This window comes from Prosthecobacter sp., from assembly GCF_044222345.1.
Classification (GTDB): Bacteria; Verrucomicrobiota; Verrucomicrobiia; order Verrucomicrobiales; family Verrucomicrobiaceae; genus Prosthecobacter.
On the sequence record NZ_JBGANL010000001.1, the window covers coordinates 127,391 to 145,682 of the forward strand.

7 protein-coding genes are annotated in these 18,292 nt (G+C 62.4%); 4 read left to right on the plus strand and 3 right to left on the minus strand.

Going from position 1 to position 18,292, the window contains the following annotated elements; genetic code table 11:
- Window positions 1-138 precede the first annotated feature (138 nt).
- Window positions 139-3,399, plus strand: a complete 3,261-nt coding sequence (locus ACILSL_RS00515) for a PVC-type heme-binding CxxCH protein (protein ID WP_395730031.1) — start codon at window positions 139-141, stop codon at window positions 3,397-3,399.
- 185 nt (window positions 3,400-3,584) lie between these two features.
- Here the strand turns inward: ACILSL_RS00515 and ACILSL_RS00520 are convergent, their stop codons facing one another.
- The 3 genes from ACILSL_RS00520 to ACILSL_RS00530 all read right to left on the minus strand — a co-directional run bounded on the left by ACILSL_RS00520 (window position 3,585) and on the right by ACILSL_RS00530 (window position 14,315).
- On the minus strand, window positions 3,585-4,952 hold the full coding sequence (locus tag ACILSL_RS00520; protein WP_395730032.1) for a DUF1501 domain-containing protein: 1,368 nt from the start codon (window positions 4,950-4,952) through the stop codon (window positions 3,585-3,587).
- Between the two features lies 1 nt (window position 4,953).
- Window positions 4,954-7,560, minus strand: a complete 2,607-nt coding sequence (locus ACILSL_RS00525) for a DUF1549 and DUF1553 domain-containing protein (protein WP_395730033.1) — start codon at window positions 7,558-7,560, stop codon at window positions 4,954-4,956.
- 182 nt (window positions 7,561-7,742) lie between these two features.
- Window positions 7,743-14,315 (minus strand): autotransporter-associated beta strand repeat-containing protein, encoded by a 6,573-nt coding sequence (locus tag ACILSL_RS00530; RefSeq protein WP_395730034.1) that lies wholly within the window; start codon window positions 14,313-14,315, stop codon window positions 7,743-7,745.
- 137 nt (window positions 14,316-14,452) lie between these two features.
- On the opposite strand from ACILSL_RS00530, the gene ACILSL_RS00535 reads away from it, so the two are divergent.
- From ACILSL_RS00535 to ACILSL_RS00545, 3 genes are read left to right on the plus strand one after another with little or no spacing between them, the layout of a single operon-like run.
- Window positions 14,453-15,052, plus strand: coding sequence for a riboflavin synthase (locus ACILSL_RS00535; RefSeq protein WP_395730035.1), 600 nt, complete (start codon window positions 14,453-14,455; stop codon window positions 15,050-15,052).
- A 36-nt stretch (window positions 15,053-15,088) separates the two neighbouring features.
- Complete coding sequence (locus tag ACILSL_RS00540) at window positions 15,089-15,754, plus strand: ABC transporter ATP-binding protein (RefSeq protein WP_395730036.1); 666 nt, start codon at window positions 15,089-15,091, stop codon at window positions 15,752-15,754.
- Window positions 15,751-18,291: an FtsX-like permease family protein gene (locus tag ACILSL_RS00545; protein WP_395730037.1), complete on the plus strand. Its 2,541-nt coding sequence runs from the start codon at window positions 15,751-15,753 to the stop codon at window positions 18,289-18,291. The genes ACILSL_RS00540 and ACILSL_RS00545 overlap by 4 nt, the downstream gene beginning before the upstream one ends.
- The last annotated feature ends 1 nt before the right edge of the window (window position 18,292 follow it).

Consider the following 18,292-nt stretch of genomic DNA (forward strand, 5'->3'; position numbering starts at 1 on the left):
GGGCGGGCAGTGTGGCGAGTCGTGGGCCGGATGCAAGGACCTCAAATGCCAACCTGCCATGAAGAAAAAGGCGTTTTCATCAGGCCGCAGATGCAGGATGCCAGGCAAGAAAGCGGCCCTTGGGGCCGTCCATTCTGCATGCAAAGAAGACTGATCGCGTGGCTGGCTTTGACATCCCTCATCTGCCAGGCTGCGGATGAATTAAAATTCCCCACGACGCCCCCCACTGAGCCGCAAAACGCCGCGAAGACCTTCCACGTCCTCGACGGCTTCCAGATGCAGCTCATCGCCGCCGAGCCCCTCGTCACCGATCCCGTCGCCATCACCTATGACGAGGACGGCCGCGCCTACGTGTGCGAGATGAACGACTACCCCTACACCGACAAGGAGCACCACAAGCACGCTCAGGAAAACCCCACCGACCAGTCCATCGGCAAAGTCCGCCTCCTCACCGACACCGATGGCGACGGCATCTTCGACAAAGCCACCGTCTTCGCCGAAGGCCTCTCCTGGCCCACCGGCGCCGCCTGCTGGAAGGGCGGCATCTTCGTCACCGCCACCCCGGATGTCTGGTACCTCAAGGACACCAATGGCGACGGCGTCGCCGATGTGCGCCAGAAAGTCTTCACCGGCTTCAAAAAACTCAACGTCCAGGCCGTGATGAACAACCCCATCTGGGGCCTCGACCACCGCATCTACATCGCCGGCGGCAGCAACGGCGGCGAAATCCAGCGCGCCCCCGGCAGCGAGTCCGTCATGCCGCTGCCCGCCGATTTCAAACCGCTCCCCATCAAGCGCAACGACTTCAGCTTCGATCCCTCCACCGGAGACGTCCGCCTCGAAAGCGGCGGTGCACGCTTCGGCAACACCTTCGACGACTGGGGAAACCGCTTCCTCTGCAACATCCGCAATCCCTGCCAGCACGTCGTCCTGCCCTACCGCCACCTCGCGCGCAATCCCTACCTCGTCGTCCCCAGCGCCCTCAATGACTGCGCCGAAGCCGGCGATCAGCTCCCCGTCTATCGCACCAGCCCCGCAGAACCCTGGCGCGAGTTCCGCGCCAAGCGCTGGGTCCAGGAAGGCAGCACTCTGCCCAAGAGCGAACTCGTCGGTGCCGGCGTCGTCACCTCCTCCGCCGGCATCACCGTCTATCGCGGCGATGCCTACCCGCCCGAATACCGCAACTTCGCCTTCGTCGCCGATGTCGCCGGCAATCTCTTCTACCGCATGAAGCTCGTCCCCGACGGCGTCACCTTCAAAGCCGTGCAGGTGGATGGAAATAAAAACTTCTGCACCAGCGACGACCTCTGGTGCCGCCCCGTCAACTTCGTCAACGCCCCCGACGGCTGCCTCCACGTCTGCGACATGTACCGCGAAGTGATTGAGCACCCCTGGAGCATCCCCGACGACATCCACACCGCCGTCGATCTCCTCCGCGGCCGCGACCAAGGCCGCCTCTATCGCTTGGTTCCGAAACAGGCGAAGCAAAGTGGTCCGCTCAGTCCCCTGAGCGGCGCTCCGCAATCACCCTTCAAACCCCGCCCCACCCCCAAGCTCAGCACCTTCACCACCCCCGCTCTCGTCGCCCTCCTCGACCACCCCAACGCCTGGCACCGCGAAACCGCCCAGCGCCTCCTCTTCGAGCGCCAAGACAATTCCGCAGTAAAGCCGCTGAGGATGATGACGAAGAATGCAGAAACACTACAAGGACGAATTCATTCTTTTTGGTGCCTGAACGCCACAAATTTCTTCGGAGACGCAGCGGCAATCCATGAAGTTGAGGTGTTGATGTCCGATTCTGAGAGTTTGAAAAAAATAGTCACTGACGAAGACAAGGCTCTGATGGCTGTTGCTAAGACCGGCGGCCTTTCACCGGAGGGCTATAAACTCCTTCTTGAACTGGCTAATGACGCGTCTTCAAAAATGCGAGCCCAGATATTGAAGACGTACCCGCATGCTCTTTTCGGAAGTCGTAATTTGGAAGATTATTATGAGCTCCGTCCCGAGGCTGTGAAGTCTCTCAGTGATGAAGATCCTTCTGTACGTTTTATCGCGGCCCTGTCGCACTCCGGTCTTTGGAGTCCCTCCTCATTTCCTTTGCTCGGTGAACTTTGCGTTCGTGACATGAATGATCCATGGACTGTCACGGCATGTGCACTGGCCGCCAGCAAGCTGCCGCTTCAGACTCTCACACGAATCATTGACTCGGATAAAGTATCGGGATCTGCTCCACTGCTGAGCTTAGTTGAACAACTGGCATCAGTCTTGGGTGCGGACAGAACCGAGCCTAATGCCAATCAAGGCTATTATTTGATCAACTACCTGGCGGAACGCTCTCGCTTGGATATTACGGCCCTGCGTTGCCTCAAAGGTTTGGTGGTTGGACTGCGGCGTACTTCGACTTCTTTGCAAACTGTGGCGATGACGGCTCAAATGCCAGAGTCTCGTGTGGCCGTTTGGTTGCATGAGGTTGGCGATTTCGTTATACACGAAGCCACATCAGAAAAAGCCGAAACCCAAACACGGCTCATGGCAATCATGCTGCTGCCAGATTTTTTGGAGATCGCAGAAGCGATAAAATTGATGGGCAAAAATTTGACGCCTGATCAGCCCGCCGAACTTCAAGCGGCAGCCCTTGAATCCTTAGGCACCTCGCGCGACCCCACCGTCGCCGACATCCTCCTCACCGCCTGGCCGACACTCACCCCAGCCCTCCGCGAAAAAGCCACCACTCTCCTCCTCTCCCGCACGGACCGCATCGCCAAACTCCTCGACGCCATCGAAGCCAAAAAAATTCTTCCCTCCCAGCTCAGCGTTGCCGCCAAGGCCACCCTCGGCCGCCAGAAAACGCCCGCCCTCGCCGAACGCATCACCAAACTCCTCGGCGACGGCTCCTCCTCCAACCGCAAAGCCGTCATCGACAAATACACCGCCGCCATCTCCGGCAGTGATGCGGGCACTCCTGCCCGCACCAGCGCTCCCGCAGCCTCCATCACCGGCGATCCCACCCACGGCGCCAAAATCTACGAAACCCTCTGCATGGTCTGCCACCGTCACATCGACCGCGGCAACGACGTCGGCCCCAACCTCGGCACCATCAAAGCCTGGACCGCCGAACAGATCCTCACCAACATCCTCGACCCCAACCGCGAAGTCTCGCCCAACTTCGCGCTCTACATCGTCGAAACCAACGACGGCCGCACTCTCTCCGGCCTCATCGCCAGCGAGACCGCTGGCAACCTCACCCTCAAGCGCGCCGACGGCGGCACCGACACCGTCCTCCGCAGCGAGATCAAATCCCTCACCAGCCCCGGCATCTCCCTCATGCCCGAAGGCCTCGAAGCCGCCATCACACCCCAGCAGATGGCAGATTTGATCGCTTATCTGAAGCAGCCGTAAACGGTGGCGGGTGCGCCGCTCAGGCCGTAGGATGGGTGTGGCGAAAGCCCGCCCGTCCATCAGCGCGTGGCAAACATCCCAGCCCGCGAACATCCCCAGAGTCGTGGATGCTTTCTAGGCGCGATCATCGCCAATCCTGCGTGAAGCGGTCCGCACATTCCATATGCGGCCAGGCTAAAAGTGAACTACGCCAAAATGGGCCGCAGCACTTCCCCGTGCACATCCGTCAGCCGGAAATCCCGCCCCGCATAGCGGTACGTCAGCTCCTCGTGGTTCACCCCCAGCAGATGCAAAATCGTGGCATGCAGGTCATGCACGCTCACGGGATTCTGCTCCGCCGCAAAGCCCAGCTCATCCGTGCTGCCGTACACCGTCCCGCCCTTGATTCCGCCTCCCGCCATCCACACGCTGAAGCCATAGTGATTGTGATCGCGCCCCAGCTTCGACTTTCCACCGCTCAGCTCCACCGTGGGCGTGCGGCCAAACTCGCCACCCCAGATGATGAGCGTGTCCTCCAGCATCCCGCGCTGCTTCAAATCATGCAGCAGCGCCGCGATGGGCTGATCAATCTCTCCCGCGAGCCTGCGGTGGTTCGTCGCAATGTTGTCATGATTGTCCCACGGCTGCCCCGCGCCATGCCAGAGCTGCACCATCCGCACCCCGCGCTCCAGCAGCCGCCGGGCGATGAGCGTCTGCCGCCCATGCACCCCTTCGCCATACATCGCACGGATGTGCGCCGGCTCCTGCGTCACATCAAACGCATCCGCCGCCTCCATTTGCATGCGGAAGGCCAGCTCAAAGCTCTGGATCCGCGCCTCCAGTCGCGGATCACCACGATTCTGCCGGTGCGCCTCATTGATGCTCCGCATCAGCTCCAGCTGTCGCATCTGCACCCGAGTATCTGCATGCGGACTGCGGATGTTTTCAATCAACCGGTCCACCTGCTGGTGCTTCGAGTCCACATACGTGCCCTGAAACGCCCCCGGCAAAAACGCCGACTGCCAGTTCTCCGCACCCTTGATCGGCATTCCGCCCGGGCACATCGCGATGAACCCCGGCAGGTTCTCATTTGCACTGCCCAGCCCGTACGTCAGCCACGATCCCAGGCTCGGCCTCGGCTGCACCGAGTCACCGCAGTTCATCAGCATCAGCGATGGCTCATGGTTCGGCACCTGCGCCTGCATGGATCGAATCACCGCGATGTCATCAATGTGCGCCGCTGTCTTCGCAAACAGCTCGCTCACCTCGATGCCGCTCTGCCCATAACGCTGAAACTTGAATGGCGAAGGAAACGCCGCCCCCGTCTTCCGCTCCGTCAGCCTGTGGCTCGGCACCGGCTTTCCCTCATACCTCGCCAGCGCCGGTTTGTAATCAAACGTGTCCACATGCGAGGGACCGCCATTGAGAAAGAAATGGATCACCCGCTTCGCCTTCGGCGCAAAGTGCGGCTTGCTCGTGTTGCTTGCGGCCGCATGCAGGTCCGCCAGTCCCAGCATGCCCATCCCCATGCCGGAGCGGCGCAAAAAATCACGGCGTGAGAGAGGTGCGTTCATATCAGTCCACAAACATAAATTCGTTCGCCAGCATCAGCACCTGCACCAGCTGCTCCCAGTTGTTGAGCTGCGAGCGCGGCTGTGCGGCAAAATCTTTTTCAGCATCCCAGGTTGAGTCCCGTGTTTCGCCCCCCGCACCTGCGAGGCCGCTCTGCTGAATCCGCATCGACCACAAAAACTGGTCGCTGTTCAGCACCTCGCCGATGTCCACCACGAAGTCGAGCGTCTCGCCCGCTTTGAAGGCCAGCGTGTCAAAGTTCAGCTCTGCCCTTCCTTGATGCAGCCTCCCGGCATGCAGGCGGCCCTGCTCGCTGTGACTGATGAAGGACCGGATGCCATCACCCGGAGCCGGTTCATGCAGCAGCGTGGACTTCACCGCATAAGTGCCATCCGCTGGCGCGATCCATCGCCTTACCACGGCATGCTTCCGGTCATTCCCCGGATGCCCTCCCGTCGCTGTGAGTTGCGCCCATCCCAGCTTCGCATTCGGCCACGCCTCATCGCCCTGCCACGCGCTGCCCGTGAAGTGCGGCAGCGGCTTGAAGTCCTTCACCCTGCCGGTGCTTTCATCCCACTCTCCGACGCCATACTGCCACGCCTTCGAGTGGTCCGCCTGCACGATGACCCGTGGCTCATCCTCCTGTACAAAACGCAGCGCCTGCTCCATTTCATCCGCCCTCGGCGCCCGCTGAAACAGATGCCCATAGATGCGCCTCACACGCTCCGCCGCATCAGCCCCTTTGACATCCGCACGCCCCAGCAGCGCCTTCGCCTGCTGCACCACAAACGGATGGTTCATGCCAAACAACGCCTGCTGCGGTACCGTGGTCTCCGTGCGCTGCGGAATGGAAAGGTCCGGATTGGCAAAGTCAAAGGTGCGCATCACAGCGGGCACATTTTCACGATCCACCAGCGTGTAGAGCGTCCGGCGTTGATTGTCTGCTGCAAACAAGGGCAGGGGAGTACCGCCCACCTCCAGGCTCAGCCGCCCTGCCGCCATCAGCCACGCATCACGCGCCTCCTCAAAGCTGAGCCGGTGCGGGTTCATGCGCCACAGCAGCCGGTTGTCCGGATCAGGATGCGCCGGATCCACCGCCCCGCCGCTGCTGCTCTGCTGATACGTCTCCGACATCATGATCAGCCGGTGCATCGCCTTGATGCTCCACCCCGAGTCAATGAATCGCTGCGCCAGCCAGTCGAGCAGTTCGGGGTGGCTCGGCGCTGTACCCTGCTTGCCAAAGTCACTCGGCGTGCTCACCAGCCCGCGTCCAAAGTGGTGCTGCCAGATGCGGTTCACCATCACCCGCGCCGTCAGCGGATTGCGCGGGTCGATGATCGCCTTCGCAAGCTCCAGCCTCCCGCTCCCCTGCGTGAATGGCCGTTGCGCACCAAACAAACTCAGAAACTGCCTCGGCACCGCATCCCCCTTCGTCAGCGGATTCCCGCGCAGCAGCACTCGCGGCGTGCTCGGCAGCGCACGGTCAACCAGCACCGTGGCATGCTCCGGCGCAGTGCGGTTGTTGAGTAGATAACGATCCACCTCGCCCTGCGACTTCCACAGCTCGGTGATGACCCCCGAGGGGAAATACATCTCATTGTTCGTGATGTGTTCGTCAGGCACGTAAGCCGGTGAATCAGTCGCCTTCAGCGCTTCTTCACTCAGTTCCACCCCAGGATGGGCCTCCACCCACGCCTTCCACCGATGCACGATGAAAGGATTGAGGTCCTTCTCGTCTATGATCTGGTCAAAGCCCTGCTCCGGGTATTTCTCCAGCTCCGTCAGCGCCTTCTGGTAGTCCTTGGCCCGCGCCCGCGTGCGCGCCATCTGCTCCTCACGCCTCTTCGTCATGAGGTCATGGTTCTTCTTCACCACCTCCGCCAGTTTCGCATCTTCCCCCGTCGTACACGGCACCACCGCCTCCGCGCAGCTTTGAAACACACCATACAGCGCATAGTAGTCACGTGTGGGAATGGGATCAAACTTGTGATCATGGCAGCGCGCACACGCCACCGTGAGCCCCAGCGTGCCACGCGTCACCACATCAATGCGGTCATCAATGATGTCATGCGTCACCCCGAGAAACCGCCGCCCCAGCGTGAGAAATCCCATCGCCGCCAGATCCGGTGACTTCGGCGGCACCACCTGGTCCGCCGCCATCTGCAGCAGCAAAAAGCGGTCATACGCCATGTCATCGTTCAATGACCGCACCACCCAGTCTCGATACGCCCTGGCATGCACCCAGCGCTTTTCCTCACGGGCATACACATAGCCCTTCATGTCCGAATACCGCGCCACATCCAGCCAGTGCCGGGCCCACTGCTCCCCGTACTGCGGCGAGGCCAGCAGCCTGTCCACGAACTGCGAAAAATCCCCCTCAGCCTCACCCACAGGCGGCAGCCCCGTCAGGTCAAAGCTGGCGCGTCGGATCAAGGTCCGCGCATCCGCCCGTGGCGAAGGCTTCAGCCCCTTCTCCACCAGCTTGCGCCTCACCAACTCATCAATGCTCCCGCCTGCCGCAGGCCGCAGTGGCTGAAATGCCCAATGCTCCGCAGCGAACACGCCGGCGGAGACCATCAAAACACCAAACTGGACAAGAAAACGAAGCATGGAGCTCTTACTACGTCCCCAGACACCGCAGTCCTTCCATTCGCCTCGTGATGGGACTTCATAGCCGCAGGCCGAGGGACATGCAGCAACGCAACAGCGCTTTGGAGTGCGGTCGCGCAGATGCACGGCGCAAGCCTGCATCGTAGCTACCGCTTTCGCGGGGTGAAGGACGTTCTGCGGATTCAGCCCTCTGTTCGGCCTCCGAATGCGGCCTCTCGCTCAAGCTTGCTGCGACCACGCCTACGTCTCGAAACCAGCGCAACAAATCCCAGCAGCAGCAGCACCGCCCTCCCCGGCTCCGGCACCACAACAATGATCCCGCTGGTGGTGAACTGGCTCACATCCCACACCAGCCCCCCGCTCAGCGTCGGCAGGTCAAACTGGCTGGCATCATCCCCGGATCCATCACGATAGTTGGTCCCCACATCAAAGCCGGTAAAATCCGTGATCACCACACCGGTCCAGTCAACGAGGTTGTACACTTGGCCAAGGGCGGCGCTGAAGCCGCTGCTGCGGACCACCAAAGTTCCGGAAACGGTCAGATTGTAGCCCGTGGTATCACCAGCAGTCTTGAAGGAAAGCAGGTCATGGCTGCCGCTGCCCAGTCCCTGGGAGCGGCTGACATCATTCACATACGTGATGTAGCCGACGCTGCCCACCGCGTTTCCTCCAAAGGTGGCGTCGATGGCGCCAGTGTTGTTCGCTGTGCCAATATCAAGGATGACCTGCCCCGCCAGACTCTGCGTTCCGCCACCTGTGACAGGCGTGAAATTGAGGGTGCCAAATGAACCCGCTGCCGTGCTGTCTCCCGCCTGCACCGTGGAGCCGCTTGCCGCTGTAAAGTTTGGCCCCTGCACCACCCCCGTGCCATAGAGCGTGGCGCCGCTCTGCACGGTCACGTCTCCCGTGCCGGTCCGGCCTGCACCGTTGCTGCCCACCTGCAGCTGCCCGGCCTTCACCGTGGTTGCCCCTGTGTAGGTGTTGTTGCCGCTCAGCACCCACGTTCCCGGAGTGTCGATCTTGGTGATTCCCCCTGTGCCGGAAATCGTGCCGCTGAGGGTGCCGGTGCCAGCGCCGCGCACGTACAGCGTGTAGCTGCCGAGGTTAAAGTCTCCCGTCAGGTTCACCTTGTCCCCTGTCGCGGAGGCAGTGGCGGTATTGCCGGCCGAGATGGTGGCATCTCCGCTGAGAATAAAGCGGTTCGCCTGGGTCGTGTTTCCGCTGAAGCCGAAGGAGGTCGGAGTGCCGGAAAATCCCACCACCCATGTGTTCTGGTTTCCGCCCTGCAGGGTCACATCCCCGCTGCCCAGCGCCCCGCTGGCGCTGACAGTGAACAGGTCCCACGCCCCGTTCACGCCGCTATCCGCAGTCCACTGAGTCCCGCCGGAGTAATCATTGGTCGCATTGGTCAGGGTCAGGCCGCCCGCCCCCCCGGTGCCGTCAAAGATCAGCTTGCCAGTCCCCGTCACCTTGCCGTTGAGCGTGGTGCCATAGGTCCCCGCGCGGAAGCTCAGGCTCGTGGCGTCAATCCATATCCCAGGCGTCACGCCCAAGGTCCCCTGGTAGTTTGTCTCAAACACCGGCTGCGTGGCGCCGTTGGCCACAAATCGCAGCGTGCCCGCGTCTCCCAGCGCCTTGCTGTTGACTGAGACCGTGTTGTCCCAGTCAATCCGGTTCAGCGTGAGCGTCCCTCCGCCGAGGCTCAGGGTGGGAATCGTCGTGGCGACAGTCCCCGTCAGGCTTCGGATCGTTTCATTGAAGCCTCCGAGATTCCAGATGCCGCCGTTCAGCACCACGATCGCATCATCCGCGATCTGATTGGCTGCGGCCAGTTTCAAGGTGCCACCGGTGCTGACCGCAATGTCATTCGTCCCGGCCACACCATCCCCGGCGATGGCATTGCCACCGCTCACATTGCGCAGTTCCAGCGTGCCAGTGTTCACGGTCGTCAGCCCTGTGTAGGTGTTCGCCGCTGTCAGACTCACGATCCCCGCACCGCCGATCTTCAGACCACCGGCCCCGCTGATCACATTCGCGATCGTGAGTGTGACGCCCGTATCCGCGCTGAGCGTTCCTCCGCTGCTGCCCAGCATGATGCCCCGGTTCGTGTCATTGATCGTCAGGCTGGCAGCCGCCGTCAGGGTGGCCCCAGTTCCGTTCAGAGTGAGCTGACCCGCCGTGAAGACACCTGGCTCGGCTCCGAGATTCGTCTCGTCGCTGATGCGCAGTGTGCCTTCAGTGATAAGAATCGTCCCGGAAAAGCTGTTGGCTGCCGTCAGAGTCACCGTCCCCGTGCCCGTCAGAGTCAGTCCGCTGCCGCCCGCGATCGTGCTGCTGATGGTGACATTTCCGGACCCGTTAAAGGCGATCCCGTTCTTGGTCGTGAGGATCTGGGCTGCCACTGAGCTCACCGTGTAATCCATTCCTGTGGTGTTGCTGAACGTGACGGCGTCCACGCTGATGTCAGATTGCAGGATCGGCGTCAGGCTTGAGGCTCCGTCGGCAAAGATCACGCTGTCGCCATTTTGAAAGACGCTGTCTTTGCTGTTGGCCCAGTTGCCCGTGGTGCCGACGTCCCAGAACGTGGGATGGGTGCCGTCCCCCCCCACCCAGGTGTTCACCAGATAACCCAGATCAACCGTGATCGCGTCGATGCCGTTGTTGATGAAGGTTCCTCCTCCATGCGCGCTGACGGCGCTGGTCCCCAGGGAGAACCGGTTCACGTCCCCGATGAATCCGCCGCTGCCATAGGTGAGCACTTTGATCGTTCCAACACCGCTGCCCGTGATGTTGATCGTGAATCCGCCCACTCCGAGTGCGCTGACGTCCAGCTTCCCCGTCGCGGTGGCACCCAGCGCCGCCGCAGTCCCCGCATCAATGTTCAGGGTGTGCGTGCCGCCCTGGAAGATGATGTTTCCTGCGGTGCTTCCTTCTCCGCCGAGTTCTGCCCCTGCCAGCACCGTGATGCTGGAAAGATTGGTGCCGCCGAGGTTGAGGCTGCCCGCGCTGACGGTGGTCGTGCCGATGTACGTGTTGTTGCCTGCCAGCGTGAGGGTGCCGCTGCCCACCTTGGTGACGTTGTTGTTGAAGGCTCCTTGCAGCACACCGGAAAAAGTCGTGCTTTGGTTGTTGGCTCCCACGCTGAGATTGGACACTGCCAGATCGAAATTCGCACTGCCTTTGAGACCGCCGATGTTGTAGGTGGTGCCTTCTCCGAGGGTAAGGTTGGCGCTTTGCGTGCCGGCGCTGCCCGTGTCCAGTGTGCTGTTTTGCAGCGCGTTGGCATTCGCCAGCACGATCATCCCGCCTTCAATGCGCGTGTCGCCTGAGTAGGTGTTGACTCCGGTGAGGTTCAGCGTGCCGGCTCCCACCTTCACCAGACCGCCCGTGCCGGTCAAAGCGCCGGTGAAAATGCTGGTCTCGTTGTTGGCCCCGACACTCAGCGTGTTCGCACCCAGGGCCACCGTGTCGTTGCCTGCCAGGCCGCCGAGGTTGTACGTGTTCGCCCCCCCTAGGGTGAAGGTCACATTGCCTGCGGTGGCCGTGGTCAGGGTGCTGTTTTGCAGGGCGTTGACGTTACCCAGCGCCAGCGTGCCTGCGTTGGCCAGCGTCGCTCCGGAAAACGTGTTCGCTGCGGTGAGTGCCAGCGTCCCCAAGCCAGATTGCGTCAGGCTTCCACTGCCCGCGATGACATTGGCCACGGTCAGCGTGGTGGCGTTGTTGACCGAAATCGTGCCCCCTGCCGCCGCAAGGGTGATGCCTCGGTTGGCGTCATCAATGCTGAAGTCGGCGGTGGTGTTCAGCGTGCCGCCCGCAAGCGTCAGCTGGTCAGCGGTGAAGCTGGCCGGTCCGCTCCCAAGATTCTGCTCGCTCGAAATCCTCAGAATGCCGCCGCCCACAAAGGTGCGTCCGGTGTACGTGTTGGTGCCTGCCAGAACGAGGATCCCTGCCCCCGAGGTGGTGATCCCCACAGCACCGCTTCCGTTGTCTTTGACGGTGGAATTCACCGTCAACAGGTTGGAGGCGTGATTATTCGTCAGGTAGAGCGTGCCTGCTGTGTCAGCCGCACCACCGGCGGTGAGAATGCCGTCATTCGCACTGGCGCCAATCGTCAGTCCACCCTCGTTGCTTGCCACCATGATCCCGCCAGCCGCACCGAGCCGCAAAACATCCGTGCTCCCCGGATCATACGTGGCCGTGCCAGCAGTCGCCGTTTGCAGCAGCGTGTTGATGTCCGTGGTTCCAGCCGCACCCGGCGTCACGCTGCCGCTCGTTCCTCCGTCAATGATGCGCACATTCGTGCTGGCATTGGAGCTGATCGTTCCTCCGAGCCTGGACACGTCCGTGTAGCTCGTCAGCGCCACAATGTTGCCACCCGCTGCATTCGTGTTGTTGGTAGCCCAGGCATTCCCCACCCGCGCCCAGCCTCCCAAAATGCCGTTCGTGTTGGTCGTGTTCGTTGTGATCCCGTTGGTCGCGCTCTGGGTGCCTGTTGGCAGCGTGAAGTTCACCGTGGCACCTGCGTTGACTGTGATGGCTCCGAGGTTCAGCACCGTGCCGTCAGACCCATTGGCGGGCAGGGTGACAGTTACACCCGAGGCTCCGGCATTGAGCGTGAGGCCGGAAAATGTCTGGGAGGTGGTGTAGCTGTTCGTCGTGGCGGTGATGGTGGCCGCAGAGCCTGCCACAGTCGGCGCGGCGCTGATGATGAATTGGGTGGAGCTCAGCACGCTGACCACATAGGCACCTGCGGCAAAGCTGGCATTCGAAACGAGCTGCCCGGGTGCCAGCCCCGCAGTGGAGGCTACGGTGATGATGTCACTGTTGGCCGCCCAGCTGGCACCCGTCAAAGCCGTGGCGGTGCCGCTGCTTCTCCCAGTGAGCTGAAAAATGCCTCCTCCCAGCGTCAATGGCGCTGCCGTAGGAAGGTAGTTGCTCACCGTTCCTGCTCCGCTTTGGGAGGCGGTCGCGCGTCCAAAGTTCAAGTTCAGCGTGCCCCCGTTCACGGTAAAGATCCCGGTGGTCGTGCTCACTCCGCTGAGGGTGAATGTCCCCGTGCCTGTCTTCGTCACCGAAACAGCCCCGGTGAACTTGCCGTCGAAAGTCGTGCTGGCATTGTTGACCCCGGTGGTGAGCGTGGCTGCCGTCGTGCTGGTGACCACGCGGTCATAGGCGCCGCTGACCGAGTAGGTGCTGGTGTTGATCGCGCCTGCACTCTGGTCAAAACCATTCAGATTCAACATGGAGGCACTGGCGGCGTAGGCCACGCTGAAGTTGATGGTGGCAGTGGTTGACAGGGCGTTCGCGACGTTCGTCTGCAATGTCCCGGCATAAAGGCTGTTGCTGCCGTAGGTGCTGCCCACCACCCCGAGCACGATGGTCTTGCCTCCGTTGTCCATGTACAGGTTGCCGCTGCCACCCAACGACATTGGCTTGCCGGTGATGTTCATGGTCGTGGCCGCCTGCAGCACTAAGGAGGTGCCGGAGTTCCCGGCGGTGGTGGAGATGCCTCCCGTCACATTCAGCGTGCCGTTGCTTTGCCAGCGCACGCTGTTGCTCAGACGGATGGCTCCGGTCAAAGTGTTGGTGCCGCTGTTCTCGATCAGGAGTCCACCACCGAAGGCATTCGTCACGTCGTCCAGCCAGATGGACTCCGCCGTGGTCACGCCTCCGGCCAGCGAAAGCCTGCCGCTCAGCCCAAGCCGGGTGCCACCGCTGGTACTGCCCAGGCTGCCCGTGCTTGTCAGCGTCACCTTGCCCCGTGAAATGGTCGTAAGTCCTGAGTAAGTGTTTGCTCCAGACAGCGTCACGTTGCCCAGTCCGCCCTTCGTGACGCTTGAGATGCCGCTCGCCCCATCCTTGATGATGCCGGAAAGAATGATGTCGCGCACCGCATTGTTGTCACCGTTGGTGAGCACCAGCTCCCCGCTGGCCCCGATGCTGACGCTGCCGCTCAGCGTGAGCGCCCCCGTGCCGGCATTCAGGATGCCGTTGGCAGTGAAATTTCCGCTGATGGTGCCTGCCGCCCCCGTGTAGCGCAGCGTGTTGAAGGAAGCCCCGGCTCCCATCGCTCCCACCGCCGCCACGTCATAGTTCAGCATCCCTGTTGTGTCGGTGACACTCGCGGCCGTGGCCGCTGCGGTGCCGCTGGCGTAGCCGATGATGTTGCTGCTGCCATCTAGGGTGGCGAACCGGGCTGCGGTGCCTGTGCCAAAAGTGGCCCAGGTGCCAATGAGCCCATAGGCGTCATTGCTCATGCTCGTCACCTTCACGGTGCCAGCCCCCTGCACATTCAGCGTCGCTCCTGTGCCTCGGGTGAAAAGCCCGGTGTTCAGTGTCAGCGTGCGCCCGGTAGCGATGTTCCACAGCTGGCCCACCGCAGTCTTGATCGTGAGCCCCGACTGGATGGTGAGATCCTGCGTGGCCGCGCTCATGTCGATGCTGGTGCCCGTCGGACCGGCGCTCAGGGTGAGCGTATTGCCCGCGCCAATGGTGACCAAACCTCCAGGATCGGCGATTCGGATGCCTTGCCAGCTCACGTCTCCTCCCAGCACCGAGGTGTTCGCCCCCGTGACGGTATTGGTCCACACTGCTGCGTTTCCGAGGTCAGGCACTCCGCCGCTCCAGCTCCCTCCGTTGTTCAGATTCGTTGTGTTGTTCAGCTTGGTTCTGTCCGCCGCATGGGCAGGCAGGATCATGAGCAGCGTGCTCAGAGCGCACGCGATAGCGAGGCCGGGGTGGGTATAGGGGGGCATTGGTTGGTCAAAGGAGGGGGTGAGCCTTTGAGGGCAGCCTTTTAGATGCCTCTTTTCACCAGTTTTAACAGAGACAAGACATAAAGATTTGGCTAACTGGAAATCGACACTGCCAGCGTGCAGCATTAGGTCATCATATGTTCACAGGCCTCGTTGAAACCACCGGCAAAGTCATCTCCCTTGAGCCTCGCGGCGAAAGCGCGCGCCTCACCGTCCAAGTCGGCAGCATGGCCGCCGAATTGTCGGACGGCGAGAGCGTGGCGGTGAACGGCTGCTGCCTCACCGTCACCACCAAGGACTCAGTCGCTCAGACCGCCTGCTTCGACCTCCTCATGCAAACCCTCAAGGTCACCAGCCTCGGCGATCTCCAGCCCGGTTCTCTCGTCAATCTTGAGCGTGCCATGTCCATCGGCGCACGCTTTGGCGGCCACTTCGTTCAGGGCCACGTGGATGCCACAGTGAAGGTGCTCGATTGGAGCGAGCACGGCCAGGACCACCGCCTGGAAGTCGCCCTCCCCCCGGAGCATCGCGGCCTCATCATCCCCAAAGGCTCCATCTGTCTCGATGGCATTTCGCTGACCGCAGCGGAAGTCTCCGACACCACCGTCGTTTGCTGGATCATTCCGCACACCTTCCAGCTCACCAACCTCCACACCAAAAAGCCCGGCGACCGTCTCAATGTGGAGTTCGACATGCTCGGCAAATACGTCCGCGAGCTCATGCGCGCCATGAAGTGAGGCGTCCATGCCGCCACGCAGGCCGTTACCACTCCGATGCCGGTCCTCGAAGTCCAATCCCTCACCAAAAGCTACGCCGAACGCCCCATCCTGCGTGGCGTGTCGTTCAGCCTTAATCAGGGCGAGCGCGTCGCGCTGCTCGGCCCCTCCGGCAGCGGCAAAACCACCGTGCTGAACTGCGTCGGCGGCGTGGATCGTGCAGACACCGGCAGCGTTTCAATCGCGGGCCATGTGCTGGCGGACTTAGACGCAGATGGCCTCGCCCACCTGCGTCGCCGTCACATCGGCACCGTCTTCCAGTTTTATCACCTTCTGCCAACACTCAGCGCCGCAGAAAACATCGAGCTACCCTTGCAGCTTCTCGGCGTCCCCACCCACGAGCGCGAAACACGCGTCCGGCAGCTCCTGGAACGCGTCGGCATCGCTCACCGCGCTGCCGCGTTGCCGGGTCAGTTGTCCGGAGGCGAAATGCAGCGCGTCGCCATCGCCCGCGCCGTGGTCCATCGCCCCACTCTGATTCTGGCCGACGAACCCACCGGCAGCCTCGACACCGCCACTGGCGCTCAGGTCCTCGATCTGCTCGCGGAAATCGTCCAGGAAACCCAGGCCGCACTCCTGCTCGTTACCCACAGCCCGGACGCCGTGAAACACTGCCAGCGTGTGCTTCGCATGCAGGACGGCCAGATCGTCGAAGGCGCATGAGCACGGTGCTTCTCATCCTGCGGCGCTGTGCCCTGCGCCACTGGCGGCTCGCTTTCAAACAGCAGCTCGCCCTCATGCTCATCCTGGCGCTCGGCTCCAGCGTCTATCTCGCCGTGCGCCTCGCCAGCAATGCCGCCCTCTCAGGCTTCGAAACCTTCACCGATGGCGTCACCCGGCAGCCTGACTGGACGGTGCAGGCGCTCACCGGCTCGCTCCACGAAGCCGATCTGCTCAGAATGCGCGAGGCGCTCGGCCCGCGCCCTGTAAGCCTCCTCCCCGTCGTGGAGGAAACAGTCACACCTGCCTCGGACAAAGGAAACGGCGAGATCGGCTCACGCGCCACCTGGCGTCTCCTCGGCGTGGATTTCATCGCACTGCTCAATCTTCGCGGCCAAGCCCCCGCAGGCCTCGGCGCATCCAACATGCAGTCAGTGCGCTCCGGCGTTTACGTCAGTCCAAAACTCGGTGCCAAAGCAGGCGAGGAGCTGCGCCTCATCGTCGATGACCGCGTGATCACTCTGCAGGTCGCCGGCGTCGTGCCCGAGGTGCCCGGAGTTCCCAGCCTTCCTGCGCATCTGCTCCTCATGGATCTGCCCGAAGCACAGTCGGTCTTGCAGCGCGGAGATCGCATCGATCGGGTCGAATTCCTCTCACAAGACAGCCCCTTGTTCCCCAGTCTGCGCGAAGAAACAGGCCGCCTGCTCAAGGCTCACTGGCAGGTACGGGGCGGCTCAGACCGTCGCCAGCTCGCAGGCACCATGACCCAGGCCTTCCGTCTCAATCTCACCATCCTCTCGCTGCTCGCCCTGTTGGTCGGCGGCTATCTCATCTTCCAGGCGCTGGACGGCGTCGTGCTCAGACGCCGCAATGAAATCGGCATCTTGAAATCACTCGGCGTCACAGACCGCGCCATCCAGATCGCCTTCTTGCTTGAGGCAGCTCTGCTCGGCCTCTGCGGCGGCGCTCTGGGCGTTCTGCTCGGCTGGCTCGGCGCGCAGGCTGCCGTGGGCGGTGTCACCAAGACCATGAACGCGCTCTACGGCGCCACCAGCGAACAGCAGGCCTCGTTGAGCGTGTCTGAGGCCCTGCTCGCCCTGTCCATCTCCATCCTCGCAAGTCTCATCGCCGCATGGTGGCCCGCACGCATGGCCGCACGCACCCCGCCGGCCCACATGCTTGGAAACCATGCCACGCCCTTCGAAGGCGGTACCGTATGGCGTGTCGAATGGATCGGCTGGGCCATGATGCTGGCAGCACTTCTCCTCGCACAACTCCCCGTGCTCCGTTTTGAAAACGGCACGCGCCTCCCGCTCGCGGGCTACACCGCCGCCTTGCTCTGGCTCGTAGGGGCCGGACTGGCAGCGAGCACCATCTTGCGCTTCGTCGCGCGCAAAAAAGCGCTCTCCGCCGTCTGGCGCATCGCGTTGTCACACCTCCGCCGCCCCACCGTGCGTCATCGCTTCGCCGTCGCCGCCTTGGCCAGCGCCGTGGCCATGACCACAGGCATGGCAGTCATGGTCGCGAGCTTTGATCACACCATGCGCGGCTGGATCGATCGCACGATGAAAGCGGACATCTACGTCAGCAGTGCAGGGGCCCAGAGCGCATCCTCCACCCACGCCATCACACCAAAGACGGTGGCGGAGCTAGGGCGTGAGCCAGGAGTCGAAGAGCTGGCCTTCGTGCAGGCAAAGACACTTCTCTGGCAGGGCGGCGAAGTGCTTGTTCTCGGCACCAATCCCGTCTTTGCGTACAAGCACGATCTCTACGCCTGGGTGCAGGCGCCCCAGCAAAAAGAGTGGTGGAAGTCTGACGATGCCATCACCCCCGCCATCATCAGCGAAAGCTGGAGCGAACGCTTCGGCACCCACGTCGGCGATACCATCGACCTCGCAGGTCACAAAGTGCGCGTCGTGGCGATGAATGCGGAATACGGCAACGAGCGCGGCTCCCTCACACTGCCCTCCGAAGTCTTCCGTGCCTGGTTTGACACCGACGAAGCCTGGCGTGTGGCCCTCATGCTCAAACCCGGCGTGGATGCCGAAACCGTGCGCAGTCGCATCGAGGCGCAGCAGCCCGGGCTCAGCGTCTTCACCAATGCGCATCTCCGTCGCGAAGCCCTGCGCATTTTCCGCCAGACCTTCTCCGTCACCCACGCCTTGGAGGTCATTGGCGTCATCGTCGCTGTCGTCGGTCTTGGCCTCGCCCTCACAAGCCTCCTGCTCGAACGCCGCGCCGTGCTGGCCACGCTGCATTCTCTCGGCATGTCGCGCCGGGAGATCGCCAGGTCAGCCGCACTCGAAGGTCTCGGCGTCGCATGCGCAGGTGCCTTCACCGGCATCGCCGCAGGCCTCTGGCTCGGCTGGCTCCTCGTCTATCGCATCAATAAGCAATGCTTCGGCTGGACCCTGCAGTTCCACGCCGTCTGGTGGCATCTCGCCGTGCTCGGCGCAGCGGTGATCATCACCGGCATGCTCGTCGCCGCCATGGTCGGGCGCTGGGCCGCCCTCCTGCCTTCAGAACACACCGAGGAATGAC

Excerpts from the sequence above, each read along its gene's own strand:
- ACILSL_RS00530 (WP_395730034.1), bottom strand. The coding sequence starts at position 14,315 with ATGCCCCCCTATACCCACCCCGGCCTCGCTATCGCGTGCGCTCTGAGC.
- ACILSL_RS00515 (WP_395730031.1), top strand. The coding sequence starts at position 139 with ATGCAAAGAAGACTGATCGCGTGGCTGGCTTTGACATCCCTCATCTGC.
- ACILSL_RS00545 (WP_395730037.1), top strand. The coding sequence starts at position 15,751 with ATGAGCACGGTGCTTCTCATCCTGCGGCGCTGTGCCCTGCGCCACTGG.
- ACILSL_RS00535 (WP_395730035.1), top strand. The coding sequence starts at position 14,453 with ATGTTCACAGGCCTCGTTGAAACCACCGGCAAAGTCATCTCCCTTGAG.
- ACILSL_RS00525 (WP_395730033.1), bottom strand. The coding sequence starts at position 7,560 with ATGCTTCGTTTTCTTGTCCAGTTTGGTGTTTTGATGGTCTCCGCCGGC.
- ACILSL_RS00540 (WP_395730036.1), top strand. The coding sequence starts at position 15,089 with ATGCCGGTCCTCGAAGTCCAATCCCTCACCAAAAGCTACGCCGAACGC.
- ACILSL_RS00520 (WP_395730032.1), bottom strand. The coding sequence starts at position 4,952 with ATGAACGCACCTCTCTCACGCCGTGATTTTTTGCGCCGCTCCGGCATG.